This is a genomic window from Chitinophaga pendula, from assembly GCF_020386615.1.
Classification (GTDB): domain Bacteria; phylum Bacteroidota; class Bacteroidia; order Chitinophagales; family Chitinophagaceae; genus Chitinophaga; species Chitinophaga pendula.
This window is the reverse complement of the sequence record NZ_CP077769.1, coordinates 7,095,596-7,111,617: the sequence shown is the minus strand read 5'-3', so window position 1 is coordinate 7,111,617 and position 16,022 is coordinate 7,095,596. Positions and strand designations below refer to the sequence as shown.

The window sequence follows — 16,022 nt, the reverse complement described above, 5'->3', positions numbered from 1 at the left end:
CGTTGTTTTTATAATACTAATTGTGCATGCAAGCGGATTAATGCTTGCAGGGGATCGTTGCAGAAGCCGGTATGTACTTTGGATGTTTGTATGACGGTGCTTCTGGTGGCGGTGAGCCATCGGAAGCGGGTCGGGACGTCCAGTTTACCGATAGGACCACCGGCTGGGCTTCCCAATGCTATTTGTTCGAATGCGTTGAGATAGGCGGTTATTTCAGCGATATCGAGTTGTTCTGCAAAGATGCTAAGTCGTCGTTCATCTACTGTGAACAATACCTGCAGGAATTTTATTTTCTGGCAATACAGGATCACACCGACATTGAGAAACTCTTCCCGTTCGACCTTTGGCATGATGCGAATAACGGCGTACTCAAATAAGTGATTTCCTTGCATTTTGTGCTTCTTTTACAAAAATATCGGATGCGGCGATCCTTGTTTTCAGGAAGCCGGCATATACCTGTCTGCGTTCGCCGGCGGTTTCGTCTTCGGCTCCTGCGAGCAGCCATTCATCGGGCACCAGGTTGATGATGGTATTGATACGTTCGTCGGTGAGGAATTGGTGGTATTCGGCATCGACTTGTTCCAATTCGCTGGCTTGCGGTAACAGTACGTGGTCTTTGACCTGTACAAATGGGCGGCGGGCCTGTTCTTCCCAGTTATGCCAGGAGTGATGGAAATAAAGGGAGGCGCCATGATCGATGAGCCATAGATCTTTGTTCCACATGAGCATATTGGTATTACGGGCCGTACGGTCGACGTTTGTCAGCAGGCAATCAAGCCATACGATGCGGGATGCCAGTAAGGGGTCGAGTGTGGTTACGGCCGGATCGTATGTAATAGCTCCTGAGAGGTAGTGCAAGGCGAGGTTGAGACCTTCGCTGGCCCGCAGCAGGTCCTGGATCTCTTCATCCGGTTCTGTGCGGCCGAATGCGCTATCCAGCTGAGCGAATACGATCTCTGGTACTTTGAGGCCCAGGGTACGTGCAAGTTCTCCTCCTATGAGATCTGCGATCAGGGCTTTGACCCCTTGCCCTGCTCCCCGGAACTTGAGCACATACATGAACCCATCGTCTGCTTCGGCAATGGCCGGCATAGAACCACCTTCACGCAATGGCGTGATATAGCGGCTTACATTAACCGTCCTTATCTGCGGATCTTGATTATTCATAATGACAAAAAGAGCAGGAAATATAGATCAAATTTCGCAAATGGCCGGTGATCCTATGCTGTCCGCATGTTATTTTACTGCGAGGAGAGCGCTGTTATTTGAAAATATTCCTTATTTTTAGTCTACATATCTTTTGTCGAGCATCTGAATATTATATCATTTACCTGAGAGCGCCAAGACCTGAACCAGTGTAATCTCTATTATCCAATTCCTTAACGAATCATTTTTCACTAATCTGAGCGCACAATACACAACCATAAATTACAACTGTTATCCTCATTCAACCAAATTCAAATCACATGAACAAGCACATTAGAACCCTAACGATGGCGGCTTTGACAGCTATGACCATTACAGCATGCAGCAAATCTAACGACGCCCCTGCTCCTGAAACACCTGCTCAACAAGACAAGGTATTGTCTTACATCCGTAACCTTGGTTTTCCTGCTTCCAGCATAGAAGATAATGGTGCGGAGTACATTGTGGAAGGCGACATCATCTTCCCCAAAAGTATGGAAGTACCTGGCGGAGATGTGAAAGTTGGTACGGAACAGTACTATACAGGCAGCAAAGTAAGCGCTACCAAAGTCACCAACATCCGTCTGAAGATCGATGCATCCATGACGAGTATGACATCTGAGATCAACGCTGCAATCACCCAGTGGAACAACGTATCCGGCAGCCGGGTAAAGTGGAGTGTTGTCACTGGTTCTTCTTATGATGTTATTATTGTGAACGCTAATCTGGGTAATGGTACCTGTGGTCAGGGTACTTTCCCTTCCGGTGGTAATGCGGGTGGTACTATCCGTATCAACAAGTCTTATATTGCCGGTAACAGTTTTGCACAACGTGCCAGAACAATTTGCCATGAGATGGGGCATAATATTTCCTTCCGTCATACTAACTGGTCTTCCATTGGCGAATCCAGTGCTACAGCCGTTCCGGGTGTAGGAGGTACAGACGCTTCTTCTATCATGAATGGCGGTCAATGTGGCAGCGGCGCCACTGTATTGTCCAGCAAAGACAAACAGGCTACTGTTGCTTTATATCCTAAGTAGTCGTTGTATGAGGTGATCAAATTATTGTGCGGATCACTTTTATCGCGAACGATAATTTGATCCCCGGTAGGTATACTACCGGGGATCGTTTTTTTATATGGTGTTGGCGGTGTTGAGGAGTGTCATTCTCTAATAGCACAAAGCCCCCGGAGAGGGGACTTTGATGAATGCCCGGCGCAATATTGCCGGTTATTGTGAGGGAAAACTTATTTTACTTCCAGCCAGGGACCCGGATCCCAGGTAACTTCTTTGAGATTGGGATCGTTCTTGTATCTTATTTTGAATTTGAGTGTATAGTTCAAATCGCCTTTAGTCCTCAGATGACCTAGCAGGAAATTAGGGAAACCTTCCTGTGGCTTTGGACTTCCTATATTACCCTGGAAGACATCCTGACCGCTCCTGTTCACAAAATATACCTCTTCGATAACGTCGCCCAATGTAGGATTCAAGGGTAGGACATACCAGCTTATATCGTCATTTACATCACAAACGGTCTTTAACTCGGCGCCCCCTTCCTCATAGCGGTTAGCTTGTGGACCATTGGCCACTACGCGGTTATCTATCATGTAAATATGCGCAGCAGGTGTTCCTGCGTCTTTTAGTTTAGTGGTATCACAGACAACCGCCAATTTTACCTGCGGTCTGACATTCGATAGTACAGGATGGTCTTTCTTCATAGTGATATGTTTTTAGGCTAGTTTTTAAGATCTGATATCCAATTCCAGTGTAGAGACCGGGGCTACGCTGTTTCCGGTGACACTATTCCTGGTGGAAATCTCAATATCATACGAATTGGCCTGGGCTTGCCCGGTTAATTGTCCGGTGAAGACATTATCGTTACCGTAGCCGTTACCCGTGTAGACGCCGGGGTCTACAGTCCACAGGTCGTCACCGGAGCCGATAAAAGCAATAGATGGCGCCAGTGTGTAACGGGGATCGAATGGATATACTACCCAGGCTACCTTTTCATTGATCCGGCATCTTGTGCTGAGTTGGTTGGTACCTTCATTTACACTGTAGTTGCTGAGACTTGTATCAATAAAATATACGCCATTGTCTTTATCGTCTACGATACCGGCATCTACAAAGCCGAGTATAAAGGTGGTACAGTCAGCAGGGGGAATCGTTGACTGAGGGGGTATCGGTCGTCTTCTGGTTAAGGGTGAGTGGTGTTCCATAGTTCGTGGGGTATTTTTGTTTGCCTACTCTATTGGAGGTTTTTCGGCATCCACCTGTATGTGTAAGCGCTTCATTCACATACAGCAAATTTGATGTATTGTGTGTAACGGGGTTCAGGTAGTAATGAGGGATTTTAGGGCAGGTAGAAATACGGGGAAGAAGTAGTGCCATCGGTCATAAAAAGCCTGATTCGTATATTTATGCATAAGAAAACAATACCCGCAAAATGATAGAAAACTTATTGATACAGACTGAAAAATTTGTAGCCGCAAATGTTGCAAAGTATACTGAAGATCTTCTGTCAATTTTAAAATTTTCCAACATCACCACAAATGAGCATCAATTATTCAATGATACTATTTTAGAAAAGGCTTGTATAAACTTACATTTTCATCCAGACAGGTTTTTATCAGACAACAAACAAGTGATAGATGGATTGATTGAGACAGGTGTATATAAAAATCAGTTTCAAACTGGCGTTTCTTCGGGAAGTTTAACGGCAAAAACAGGTGAAGACAGGGAGATGTGGGAGAACGAATTATTTGATAATTTCTATACTACCAATATTCAGGACAGGCCTAAGTATGGTTCGCTAAATCTTACGTGCACAAGTGATGGTGCTTCCCCAAGGTTTGGTTCTTGTTTTTTCATCACCTATCCTGAGATAAAGTATAGATGTACTTTCACTTATGGGGACTCCTACCTGCTGCCCCAAGAAAGGGGTACTGCCAAAAAGCTGATCCAAATTTACACCAGGCTTTATCAGGATATCTTTATCAGGAATACCGCGCTAGGCTTTCAATATAAGGGGTTAAGGGATTTTTTCAATCAGACAACGACCTCCTTATATTCTGATACGCTTATAAATAAGCGCTCTCATAATTTGGATTTTTACATAGAGGCGCAAATACACGGACATGTTGACCTGGAGAAAGATATTTCCACATTTGTTGCGGATTACTCCTTTAAAGGTACCGAATTTGAAGATCGCTTTAAGCTACTTTGTGAGCGGTTCAACATATCTTTTGTTTGGAATGCTGGGTATACATTGGACGAAGCTGACTTTCCGAATGATTTCAGGGGTACCGCAACCCAGGATCTTGCAAAGGTAATAGCAGACGATGGGGTAATCAATGCATATACTATCGGAAAAGCATTTTCCAATTCAAAGGTTACATCTCAGTATGGCGATTTGGAATTATTTCAATTGGCAAAATATGTATGGCATTGTCTGGTAAAATATGGGGAATAAAACGAGTAGTGGATACCTTGTTTTTTCGAGTGATTCAAGCTAATAGGGGAAGTGAATTTAATAGCTGGTACAGGCGGCTTGTATTGGAGAAAACAAAAAACCCACAACTTTATCAGTTGTGGGTTTTACCACTTTCGGTGGTTTTTCGTCGGGGTGGCAAGATTCGAACTTGCGACCTCCTGCTCCCAAAGCAGGCGCGATAACCGGGCTACGCTACACCCCGAACTTTCGGGCGGTGAGGGAGGGATTCGAACCCTCGGTACAGTGTTACCCGTACGACGGTTTAGCAAACCGTTCCTTTCGGCCACTCAGGCACCTCACCATCCCCGTTGCAAGGGGTTGCAAAAATAGGAATAAAATGGAATTCACCAAAGGATTTTAAAAAAATTTTAAAAATAGGGGTGAAGGATGGCAGATACGTCTCATAATCATAGTGGTATTTCTTGCTTTTTAGTGTATTTTGAGCTTACACCAAATCCATTGTTGCTAATGAAGAACAGTTGTTATCTGTTGCTGGTAGCGGCTATACTGTTTGTTTCCTGCGGGAATAATACGGAACAGCAAGCAAATACCACAGACTCAGTAGCTATTAAGGCGATCAATGACAGTAGTTTTGCCAGGCATATTAAGGCGCTGGCATCTGATGAATTTCTTGGCAGAAAACCTTTCACGGTTGGAGAAGATAAAACCATCAACTACCTGAAGGAGCAGTTTTCGCAATTAGGTTTGCAGCCTGGCAACGGCGATAGTTATTTTCAGGAGGTGCCGTTGGTAGAAATCGGCTCTAAACCCGAAGGGCCGCTGGTAGTGACCGGTAAGCAGGGTAGTGTTACGCTTCGTTACCTAGATGATTATGTGGCGGGAACGGAAAGAGCGGTGCCTAATGTGCAAGTGGAGCATTCGGATTGGGTATTTGCCGGTTTTGGTATTGTAGCGCCGGAATACAACTGGAACGACTATGCGGGATTGGATGTGAAAGGTAAGACGGTGCTGGTGATGGTTAATGATCCCGGATTTTACGACAGCACTTTATTCAAGGGAAAGACCATGACCTACTATGGCCGCTGGACTTACAAGTTTGAAGAAGCTGCTCGTCAAGGCGCAACTGGTATTATCATCATACATGATACAGCGCCGGCCAGTTATCCCTGGACGGTAGTACGCAGTGGCTGGTCTAAGAGCAAGCTGCACCTGCAGCATGCGGATGACAATATAAAAGCACCTGCCATGGAAGGGTGGATCACCAGTGAATCGGCCGATAAGTTATTTAAGCTGGCGGGTGCAAGTAAGGACCTGCTGCAGCAGGCTAAAAAGCCAGGCTTCAAACCAGTACCGTTGGGATTGCAGTCCTCCCTCCAGATCAATAACAGTATCAAAAAATCGACGTCGCATAACGTGCTGGCGGTATGGCCCGGCACTGACAGGGCGGATGAGTATATCATCTATTCTGCTCACTGGGATCATTTAGGTACGGGAGAAGCGATCCGGGGAGATTCCATTTACAATGGAGCGATGGATAATGCTTCGGGTACTGCTGCATTGCTGGAGATCGCTACCGCTTTCACCAAACTGGAGAAAAAACCATCCCGTTCTATCTTATTCCTTTCGGTGACAGCAGAAGAACAGGGGTTACTGGGATCTGCGTATTATGCAGCGCATCCGGTATACCCGGTAAAGAAAACGGTGGCGGATATTAATATGGACGTACTGAATACTTTTGGGCGTACAAAGGACATTACGATCGTAGGATTGGGGCAATCCGAGCTGGATGACTATGCGCGGAAAGCCGCCGACAAACAAGGCAGAGTGATCGCGGGCGAATCCAATCCATCCGGTGGGTGGTTTTTCCGTTCGGATCATTTCAACTTTGCCAAGGTGGGTATTCCTGCATTGTATGTCGGGGCGGGGGTAGATTCCCGAGAACATGGCCCTGCTTATGGCAAAGAGCAGGCAGAACGTTATGGCAAGGAACGATATCATTCACCGTTTGATGAATTTGACCCTAACTGGAATATGTCGGGGATGGTAGAGGATACCCGGCTGTTGTTTGATGTGGGAGTGACGCTGAGCCAGGAAAGCAGTTTTCCAAAATGGAAGGCTGGCTCTGAGTTCAAAGCTATCAGAGAAAAGCCATAAGGATAAAAGTTTTAACATTTTATGTGTTCCCGCTCCCACCGGGAGGGAACAAGCAATCAAGATAAGCTCAACAGGGGACTATACGCTACAACAGGCCGGGAATTATACTACGACAGGGCAAGACACGTTTAATAAATTAAGATAAGACACGCATCTATTACACATTGCTAAACACTGCGGACTAAAACCTGATAATGAAACAATTCAGCACAGACACGCTCTTAACAGATCCCGTTTACCGGCCGGCGGAGCCATCGACGGCAAAGGACCGCTTTTTTGAATCGTTCATACGTGATAAAAGAGACCTTCCTTTCCTTTATCTGACGATCAACATCTCCCTGACGTTATTACCACTGGCGGTACTATTATATCTCCCCGGTGTGGACGGATGGGTATGGTGGACGCTGGCGATTGCTTACCAGGTATTAAATAATTTTGTCTTCAAAGGTCCATTTGGGTTAATGTTGCATTGTACCAGTCACCGTATATTCTTTGAAAAGAAGTATGGTATCCTGAATCACTACCTGCCCTGGGTGATCGGTCCGTTATTCGGGCAGACACCTGAGACCTATTATAGTCACCATATTGGTATGCACCATCCGGAGAATAATATGCCGGAGGATGAAAGTTCTACGATGGCGTATCAGCGGGATTCTTTCAAAGATTTTTCCCGTTACCTGGTTAGCTTCTTCTTTATGGGTGTTATTCACCTGGTGATGTATTTTGCGCGTAAGAAGCGTAAAAGGCTGCTGATGCGTTCGGTAAGAGGAGAGTTGTTATTTATCGGCATGTGTGTGGGATTAAGTTTTGTGAACTGGCCGGCTACGCTGGTGGTATTTATATTGCCTTTTGTCATTTCCAGGATCATTATGATGCTGGGCAACTGGGCGCAACATGCCTTTATTTGTGCGGAGTCGCCGGAAAATCCTTATAAGAACAGTATTACTTGTATTAATACGAAATACAATCATAAATGCTGGAATGATGGCTATCATATCAGTCATCACCTGAAGCCCTCTATGCACTGGACGGAGCATCCGGTATTTTTCCGCAAGACGTTGAAAGATTACGTTGATAATGAGGCCATTGTGTTTGACAGCATTCACTTCCTGCATGTATTTGTCTATTTGATGGGGAAACGTTATGATCTGTTAGCGAAACATTTTGTGAATATCGGGGATCGTTTTGCTACGGAGGCGGAGGTTATTTCGTTTTTGAAGCAGCGGACGCGTAAGATTGCTTTACCGCTGCCAGTGGCTGAGTATAAGTTACAGGCGATTGCCTGATCCGGTGTTTTTGTCAGTTATCTAATCATATACTATTTATCCGGCGGGGCTTCCCTGCCGGATAACTTTTTTATAGTCTGTGGGCTACCCGGTCGAAAATATATTATATTATCTTTATGAATATGCATAATCATAAGAATAAGTGCCTAAATTTGCGCTCTAACTTTTTTTTATAAAGATAAACGGCTTATGCGTACTGTTACACTGAGAAGGGTAGTGGTCACCGGTTTGGGGGCTCTCACACCTATCGGGAACGATGTAAACACATATTGGAACAGCCTGAAGGCTGGCGTTGGTGGAGCAGGACCTATCACCAGGTTTGACACAAAAGATTTCAAGACCAAATTTGCCTGCGAGTTGAAGGGATTTGACATTGAGCGGTTCATCGACAAGAAGGATGCGCGTAAGATGGATCTTTTCACACAATATGCGATGGCCACAGCGCAAGAGGCCGTTGAAAATGCGCGGCTGCTCGATGAGGGTATTGACAAAACGAGGATTGGTGTTATCTGGGCATCTGGCAACGGTGGCATGCAGACCTTTGAAGATCAGATCGTTGAGTTTGCTCAATCCAATTTTGTACCTAAGTTCAATCCATTCTTTATACCTAGATTGATCTCTGATATTGCGGCTGGACAGATTGCCATCAAATATGGCTTTATGGGTGTAAACTTCTGTACGGTATCGGCCTGTGCTTCGTCCAGCAGTGCTTTGGTGGATGCTTTTAACTACATCCGTTTGGGTAAGGCTAACATTATCATTGCGGGAGGCTCTGAGGCGCCTGTTACCCGTGCTGGTATTGCTGGGTTCAATGCATTAAAGGCTTTATCTACCCGTAATGAAGATCCGGAGAATGCCTCCCGTCCATTTGATGTGGAGCGTGATGGATTTGTGATGGGAGAAGGCGGTGGTGCTATCGTACTGGAAGATTATGAACATGCCATCAAACGTGGTGCTACCATATACGGTGAAATGGTAGGTGGTTCTATGACGGCAGATGCTTATCATCTGACGGCGACGCATCCGGAAGGACTGGGAGCTAAGCTGGGTATGGAAGATGCTATACGGGATGCCGACCTGCAGCTTACGGATGTAGATTATATCAATGCACATGCGACCTCTACGCCACTGGGGGATGTAAGCGAGCTGAAAGCGATCACCAGTTTATTCGGCGATCATGCTGCCAAACTGAATATCAGTGCGACCAAGTCTATGACAGGGCACTTGCTGGGAGCTGCTGGTGCGATCGAAGCGATCGCCTGTATCAAGGCTATCCAGGAGGACATCGTACCTCCGACCATTCATACCCAGGTGCTGGGCGAGGGAATACCTTCCCACCTGAACCTGACATTAGGGCAGGCGCAGCAGCGTCCTGTTAATGTAGCGGTGTGTAATACTTTTGGTTTTGGTGGTCATAATGCTATTACCGTATTTCAGAAATTCAAGGGATAAGATATTGGTTATACCATGATTTGAAGACGGCGCCTATGGACGGGCGCCGTTTTTTATTGGGGTGAAAACGGAATGGATTAATTTTGCTGATCTCTACCAATTATGGTGTAGTTTAGTAGTTTTTAATCAGTGTTCGGGTATGGCAAAAGTTGGCCCGGAAACTGTGTACGGAGATCAATATGGCAAAGAAAAAAAACAATGTATCTGTGGAGGCGAGTGTGCCTGCAGATGAGCAAATAGCTGTGTTTGGCGCCAGGGTCCACAATCTGAAGAACCTGGACCTGCAGTTACCCAAAAACAAGCTGGTTGTGATCACCGGTATCAGCGGCAGCGGTAAATCTTCGCTGGCATTTGATACGATCTACGCGGAGGGGCAGCGACGATATATGGAAAGTTTCTCTGCCTATGCCCGTCAATTCATCGGGGACATGGAGCGTCCGGATGTGGACAAGATCACAGGACTTTCCCCTGTTATTTCCATAGAGCAGAAGACCACTAATAAGAATCCGCGTTCTACTGTAGGGACGATTACCGAGATATATGACTTTCTGCGTTTGCTTTATGCACGTGCGAGCCTGGCCTATTCCTATAATACAGGGAAACGGATGACCCGTTTTTCGGAGGAGGAGATCATGGAACATCTTTTCCGTCATTACCCTAAGAAGAAACTGGTGATACTGGCCCCCTTAGTTCGCGGCCGTAAAGGGCACTACCGGGAGCTTTTCGAGCAGGTGAGAAAACAAGGTTATCTGAAGGTCCGTGTAGACGGGGAGATACTGGATCTGAAAGAAAGGATGCAGGTGGATCGTTATAAGATACACGACATTGAGCTGGTCATCGACAGGATACAGGTGCAGGATGATGCCAGGGTACGGATGAGCCAGAGTGTGCAAAAGGCATTGCAGGTGGGTAAAGGACTCATGTTTGTGATGGATAATGATAGCGGGAAGGTCAGTCAGTACAGTAAACAGCTGATGTGTGAGGATACGGGTATTTCTTATGAGGAGCCGAGTCCGAATACGTTCTCATTCAACTCTCCTTACGGGGCTTGTCCGCGGTGTAAAGGCTTGGGTACTATTTACCAGATCAATATGGAAGAGGTGATCCCGGATTACAGCAAATCCATTGAAGAAGGCGGGTTGGTACCGTTAGGAGAAGCCAGGGATACTTTTACATACAAGCAGGTACAGCAGCTAGCTAAGAAGTATAAGTTCTCTTTAACTAAAGCTATTGCTGATATCCCGGAGAAAGCGTTGAATGTATTGTTGTTCGGGGATGAGAACGGCAAGCTGGAGGTAGATATGAGTTTTGAGGAGAGTAGCGCTACACCTTATGAAACCGATTATGAGGGGGTTGTTAATATGGTACGCCGTTATTTCAACGATACATCTTCCGATCATGTGCGTACCTGGGCAGAGGGTTTTATGCAACTCAGCGAATGTCCGGAGTGTAATGGTACCCGATTGAAGAAGGAGAGTCTTTATTTCCGGGTTGATAACAAACATATTGCGGAGTTGAGTGCGATGGACCTGGACAAGCTGGCTGCCTGGTTCGACGGGATCGAGCAGCGGCTGGAGAACAAGCAGAACCTTATTGCTAAAGATATATTGAAAGAGATACGGGAGCGTTTGGGCTTTTTGCTGAATGTGGGATTAAATTACCTTACGTTGAACCGGGCTACCCGTACTTTATCGGGAGGGGAATCGCAGCGTATACGGTTGGCTACTCAGATCGGTTCTCAGCTGATGGGGATCACGTATATACTGGATGAACCCAGTATTGGCCTGCATCAGCGGGATAATATGCAATTGATAGATGCTTTGCGCAATTTGCGTGAGATGGGTAATACAGTGATCGTTGTGGAGCATGACAAAGACATTATGCTGCATGCGGATCACCTGGTGGATGTAGGTCCGGGAGCGGGTAAGCATGGCGGGCAGATCATTGCACAAGGTACGCCATCACAAATACTAAAACTGAACACCCCGACGGCCGGTTATTTAAACGGCAAACGTTCTATTGCGGTACCGGCGGAGCGTAGAAAAGGTAATGGCAAGTCGCTGGAATTGAAGGGAGCAACGGGTAATAACCTGAAAAATGTGAGTGTGAAGTTCCCGTTAGGTACCTTTATCTGTGTGACCGGGGTATCGGGCAGTGGTAAGTCGACGCTGATCAATGAGACATTGTATCCGATCCTGTCGAAGCATGCGTACAACTCCAAGGCGGTGCCTATGCCTTATAAGAGTATTAAGGGGTTAGAGCACCTGGACAAGGTGATAGAGATCGATCAGTCGCCGATTGGTCGTACACCGAGGAGTAATCCTGCTACTTACTGTGGTTTTTTCACGGATATCCGGCAGTTGTTTTCACAGGTACCGGAGGCCAAGATCCGCGGGTATAATGCCGGGCGTTTTTCCTTCAATGTAAAAAGCGGACGTTGCGATGTTTGTGAAGGAGGTGGTATGCGGGTGATTGAGATGAACTTCTTGCCAGATGTGTATGTTCACTGTGAAAAGTGTAACGGCAGGCGTTATAACCGGGAGACATTAGAGATCCGGTATAAAGGGAAGTCCATTTCCGATGTGCTGGATATGACGGTGGATGAGGCGGTAGAATTTTTTCAACCCGTGACCTATATTTACCGTAAGGTTAAGACTTTACAGGATGTCGGACTTGGCTATATTACCTTGGGTCAATCTGCCGTTACTTTATCAGGCGGGGAGGCACAACGGGTGAAGCTGGCCACTGAGTTATCCAAAAAGGACACCGGTAAAACCATTTATATATTAGATGAGCCCACTACCGGTTTGCATTTCCAGGATATACAGCTGTTGCTGAATGTGCTGAATAAGCTGGTAGAGCGGGGTAATACTGTGCTGGTGATAGAACACAACCTCGATGTGATCAAGATGGCAGATTATATTGTCGATCTGGGACCAGAGGGCGGCGCAGGCGGAGGTACTATCTTGTGCTCCGGTACGCCGGAAGAGGTGTCTGTATGTAAGGACAGTCATACTGCGCGGTTCCTGAAACAGGAGTTGGCATAAGGAGATAATCATTAAATCAGCATTACACTACAACGAACATGAAACCCGGATCCAAGTTATTATGGGTGTTTATCAGTCTCCTCATTGGTATCATTGCCTGTGATAATGAGACCAAAGTATGCGACCAGAGTCTGACTACGAGTTTACAGATGCGCTTTTACAAACCTGACAGTAGTGCTTTGGGCAATCCATCGGGGAATGTCCGGGATACTACTTTACGTAATGTTACACTTTTTGCCTTGACGAGGGATAAGGACAGTGTTTATAAAAGTGTCCCTGCGAGCAGGGTTTATCTGTCTCTTAACCTGTTGACAGATGTGAGCAGGTTTTATCTGCGTATTGATAGTTTCAGTGTACCGGATACGATCAACTTTTACTATAAACGTTCCCAGCATTTCGTTTCGCCAGGATGCGGGTTTGCGACATTTTTCGTGCTGGACTCTGTGACCTCCACTCATAATTCGATTGATTCTTTGAAACTTATTCTCCGGGAAGTAAATGCCGATAATGACACGAATATTAACTTATATTTTTAGCGGATGCCTGCTGGTGTCTGTAGCGGCACCCGCTCAAATTAAGCCTGCTAAGTCGGCTACGCCTACAGATACTGTAGGTAAAAAGGCGTTAGCGGCACCTGCCGAACCGGCTAAGCCTGCTTTTAAGGACAGCACTTACTATCTACAGGGAGGTATCAGGATAGGGTTGGATCTCAGCCGTTTCGTGATAAAGTTCTTTCAGCCTTATCGTACGGATATTGTGATCAACGGGGATGCGAGGATCAAGAAGAACCTGTATGCGGCGATGGAAATAGGTTATAACAACACTTCGCATAGTGATACGGCTTACGATTATAAGGGCAATGGTTTCTTTGCGACTATCGGAGTGGATTATAATTTCCTCAAGAAGTTAGATCCCCAGGAGCATCATATGTTCTATGGTGGTATCCGGTATGGTTTCGGACATATGACTTACGAAGCCCCCCGCTATGTGATCAATGATCCTTATTGGGGCAAGGTAAACAGCAGTTATCCCAAAACCAATGCGATGGTGCATTGGGTAGAGTTGATCGTGGGTTTGCGTACGGAAGTACTTAAAAATCTTTATCTGGGCTGGAATATCCGGCAGCGTCTGCGTGTAAGTAATTCAGCGCCCAGCGACTTCCCTCCTATTGTGATGCCTGGTTATGGCAGCGGGTCGAAGAAATCCCAGTTTGACATGCAATATTCGATTTCTTATTTGTTGCCGTTATGGCGACTGAAGCAGCATGTGCAGATAGAACTTCCCAAGAGCAAAAAATAATTTTCTTTTTTCACCGCATATAGGAAGCCCATTAACTCAGGCGCATTTCTATATGCGGGATATTATCTTCCAGGTACATTTCGCTAGTCTGTTCAAATCCAAAACCGTTATAGAACCGGGTAAGGTACTGTTGTGCTCCGATCTTCACCGGCCCTTTACCATAATGTGCTTCCAGTTCCTGCAAGGCTTTTTCTATCAATAATTTTCCGGCCCCTGTACCTCTGGCTGCCGGAGCAGTAACGACACGACCAATGGATGCTTCTTCATATTTGATCCCTGGTGCAAACAACCGTGCATAGGCGACCAATAGGCCTTGATCATTCAGTCCCATCAGGTGTAATGCTTTCTGGTCGCTGTAGTCTGTATCCAGGTAAGGGCATTGTTGTTCCAGTACAAATACTTCATTGCGCAGGTGCAGGATATTGTATACTTCCGTGCCAGTGAGTGTGTCGAAGGGTTTTACTATCCAGTTCATATAAGGTTTGCTTTTCTGAGTACTATGCGAAAATGTCGCAAGTTACTGTCTAATTTACATTTAAGTTTTACAATTATAGGTATTAGATTTATGGGCCCGCTGCCATATCTGCAACGAGTTATATGATCGTCTGACAAGTAATAATACTGAATAGCAATGAAACACGCTGAAGCCATCCCCTTTCTTTCTCTTGAACATATTACGGTACGTTATCTTGATAAAACATTATTCCAGCAGCTTGACTGGCGAATATTACAAGGGGAGCAATGGGCGATTACCGGTAGTAGCGGATCGGGTAAAACTGCGTTACTGAATGCTATTGCCGGCAAGTTCAATATTATCAATGGCGGTATCCGTTATCATTTCTACGACACTTACCGGGAGCAACATACTATCACTGATCCTTACTTTAATTATCGTAACCTGCTTACATTGGTTGCTCATCACCATCACTTCCGGAATAAGTCAAATACTACGGAGTTCTATTACCAGCAGCGATTCAACAGCAGTGATGCCGGCGATGCACCTACGGTCCAGTCTTACCTGTTCGGGGAAGACAAAGTCGCTACGGCAGCTGAAGAGGCATTGGTTGCTCCATTACGAATAACGCCACTGCTGCATAAGGAGCTGATCAAGTTATCCAATGGGGAGACCCGGCGGGTGATGATCGCCCATGCGCTGTTGCAGCGGCCGGTATTGCTGTTATTAGACAACCCGTTTATTGGGTTGGATGTCAATGCACGGAAGGACTTTACGGCGATGATCGACCAGCTGATCGCAAACGGACTCACTATATTATTGGTCACCAGCCCTCATGAGATCCCATCGTTGGTCACCCATGTATTGACACTAGATAACGGGGCTATTACCGGCAAATATACCCGTGAGGAGTTTGATGCTTTACCCAAAGTGCTCCAGGAACAATCAGCAGACACCAGCCATATGGCAGCTCTTTTGCCAGGGCTGTTAGCGTCTGCCAATAATGCCAGCTATCATACGATTGTACAGATGGAGGACGTGCAGGTAAAATATGGCAATGCGCATATTCTGAACGGCATTAACTGGACCATCCGGGCTAATGAAAAATGGGCTTTGCTGGGGCCAAACGGTGCAGGAAAATCTACTCTGCTAAGCCTTATTAATGCGGACAATCCACAGGCGTATGCTAACCGGATCACATTGTTTGACCGGCGCAGGGGAAGTGGAGAGAGCATATGGGATATCAAGCGGAAGATAGGGTTCATTTCACCGGAGCTGCATCAATATTTTACTTCCCGGGATACCTGTTTGCAGGTGGCGGCATCGGGGTTTCATGACATTATCGGGCGAAGCGGTAAGACCACTCCGGAGCAATTAGCTACGGCAGAGCAATGGCTGGAGGTATTAGCTATCCAGTCGTATGCACAGGAGCCTTTTAAACAAGTACCAGAGAGTATACAGCGGCTGGCGTTACTAGCCAGGGCATTGGTGAAGCAACCACCCCTGCTCATTTTCGACGAACCCTGTCAAGGGCTGGATGCACAGCAGAAATTGCATTTCAAGCAAGTAATAGAGGCCCTCTGTGAGCATATGGAGGTGACATTGATATTCGTCACCCACTACACGGAAGAATTACCGGCATGTGTAGATCATTTTCTACGGCTGGAGAAAGGCCAGGTCGTATCGTAGGCA

General features: G+C 46.1%; 14 protein-coding genes and 2 tRNA genes. 9 read left to right on the top strand and 7 right to left on the bottom strand.

What is annotated here, in order from left to right:
* Positions 1 to 8: 8 nt before the first annotated feature.
* The gene (locus tag KTO58_RS26870; protein WP_095836449.1) at positions 9 to 392 is read right to left on the bottom strand and encodes a DUF3037 domain-containing protein; all 384 of its coding nucleotides are present in this window, start codon (positions 390 to 392) and stop codon (positions 9 to 11) included.
* Positions 370 to 1,167 carry a HipA family kinase gene (locus KTO58_RS26865; RefSeq protein WP_095836450.1) on the bottom strand — a complete coding sequence of 266 codons (798 nt, stop codon included), beginning with the start codon at positions 1,165 to 1,167 and terminating at the stop codon, positions 370 to 372. Before KTO58_RS26865 ends, KTO58_RS26870 begins: the two co-directional genes overlap by 23 nt.
* Before the next feature lie 299 nt (positions 1,168 to 1,466).
* On the opposite strand from KTO58_RS26865, the gene KTO58_RS26860 reads away from it, so the two are divergent.
* Positions 1,467 to 2,225 carry a M57 family metalloprotease gene (locus KTO58_RS26860; RefSeq protein WP_095836451.1) on the top strand — a complete coding sequence of 253 codons (759 nt, stop codon included), beginning with the start codon at positions 1,467 to 1,469 and terminating at the stop codon, positions 2,223 to 2,225.
* A gap of 206 nt (positions 2,226 to 2,431) precedes the next feature.
* Here the strand turns inward: KTO58_RS26860 and KTO58_RS26855 are convergent, their stop codons facing one another.
* Together KTO58_RS26855 and KTO58_RS26850 are read right to left on the bottom strand one after the other, a co-directional pair.
* Complete coding sequence (locus KTO58_RS26855) at positions 2,432 to 2,902, bottom strand: DUF8788 domain-containing protein (RefSeq protein WP_095836452.1); 471 nt, start codon at positions 2,900 to 2,902, stop codon at positions 2,432 to 2,434.
* Positions 2,903 to 2,926: 24 nt separating this feature from the next.
* Positions 2,927 to 3,403: a DUF8788 domain-containing protein gene (locus KTO58_RS26850; protein WP_095836453.1), complete on the bottom strand. Its 477-nt coding sequence runs from the start codon at positions 3,401 to 3,403 to the stop codon at positions 2,927 to 2,929.
* A 227-nt stretch (positions 3,404 to 3,630) separates the two neighbouring features.
* Between KTO58_RS26850 and KTO58_RS26845 the strand changes: the two genes are divergently transcribed.
* Positions 3,631 to 4,656, top strand: a complete 1,026-nt coding sequence (locus KTO58_RS26845; RefSeq protein WP_095836454.1) for a DUF3626 domain-containing protein — start codon at positions 3,631 to 3,633, stop codon at positions 4,654 to 4,656.
* Between the two features lie 148 nt (positions 4,657 to 4,804).
* On the opposite strand, the gene KTO58_RS26840 is transcribed toward KTO58_RS26845, so the two are convergent.
* A tRNA-Pro gene (locus KTO58_RS26840) sits at positions 4,805 to 4,879 on the bottom strand.
* Positions 4,880 to 4,889: 10 nt separating this feature from the next.
* A tRNA-Ser gene (locus KTO58_RS26835) sits at positions 4,890 to 4,978 on the bottom strand.
* Between the two features lie 167 nt (positions 4,979 to 5,145).
* Between KTO58_RS26835 and KTO58_RS26830 the strand changes: the two genes are divergently transcribed.
* From KTO58_RS26830 to KTO58_RS26805, 6 genes are all read left to right on the top strand, one after another.
* Positions 5,146 to 6,792, top strand: a complete 1,647-nt coding sequence (locus KTO58_RS26830) for a M28 family metallopeptidase (RefSeq protein WP_095836455.1) — start codon at positions 5,146 to 5,148, stop codon at positions 6,790 to 6,792.
* Positions 6,793 to 6,986: 194 nt separating this feature from the next.
* Positions 6,987 to 8,078, top strand: coding sequence for a fatty acid desaturase family protein (locus tag KTO58_RS26825; protein WP_095836456.1), 1,092 nt, complete (start codon positions 6,987 to 6,989; stop codon positions 8,076 to 8,078).
* Positions 8,079 to 8,267: 189 nt separating this feature from the next.
* Entirely contained in the window at positions 8,268 to 9,530 is a 1,263-nt protein-coding gene (fabF, locus tag KTO58_RS26820) for a beta-ketoacyl-ACP synthase II (RefSeq protein ID WP_095836457.1), read from the top strand.
* 179 nt (positions 9,531 to 9,709) lie between these two features.
* Positions 9,710 to 12,577, top strand: coding sequence for an excinuclease ABC subunit UvrA (gene uvrA, locus KTO58_RS26815; RefSeq protein ID WP_095841376.1), 2,868 nt, complete (start codon positions 9,710 to 9,712; stop codon positions 12,575 to 12,577).
* A gap of 38 nt (positions 12,578 to 12,615) precedes the next feature.
* A complete protein-coding gene (locus KTO58_RS26810) occupies positions 12,616 to 13,113 on the top strand; it encodes a DUF6452 family protein (RefSeq protein ID WP_095836458.1) in 498 nt (165 codons plus the stop codon).
* Positions 13,085 to 13,876, top strand: a complete 792-nt coding sequence (locus KTO58_RS26805) for a DUF6048 family protein (RefSeq protein WP_095836459.1) — start codon at positions 13,085 to 13,087, stop codon at positions 13,874 to 13,876. The genes KTO58_RS26810 and KTO58_RS26805 overlap by 29 nt, the downstream gene beginning before the upstream one ends.
* A gap of 31 nt (positions 13,877 to 13,907) precedes the next feature.
* On the opposite strand, the gene KTO58_RS26800 is transcribed toward KTO58_RS26805, so the two are convergent.
* Entirely contained in the window at positions 13,908 to 14,351 is a 444-nt protein-coding gene (locus KTO58_RS26800) for a GNAT family N-acetyltransferase (RefSeq protein WP_095836460.1), read from the bottom strand.
* A 156-nt stretch (positions 14,352 to 14,507) separates the two neighbouring features.
* Between KTO58_RS26800 and KTO58_RS26795 the strand changes: the two genes are divergently transcribed.
* A complete protein-coding gene (locus tag KTO58_RS26795; RefSeq protein ID WP_095836461.1) occupies positions 14,508 to 16,019 on the top strand; it encodes an ATP-binding cassette domain-containing protein in 1,512 nt (503 codons plus the stop codon).
* Positions 16,020 to 16,022: the final 3 nt, after the last annotated feature.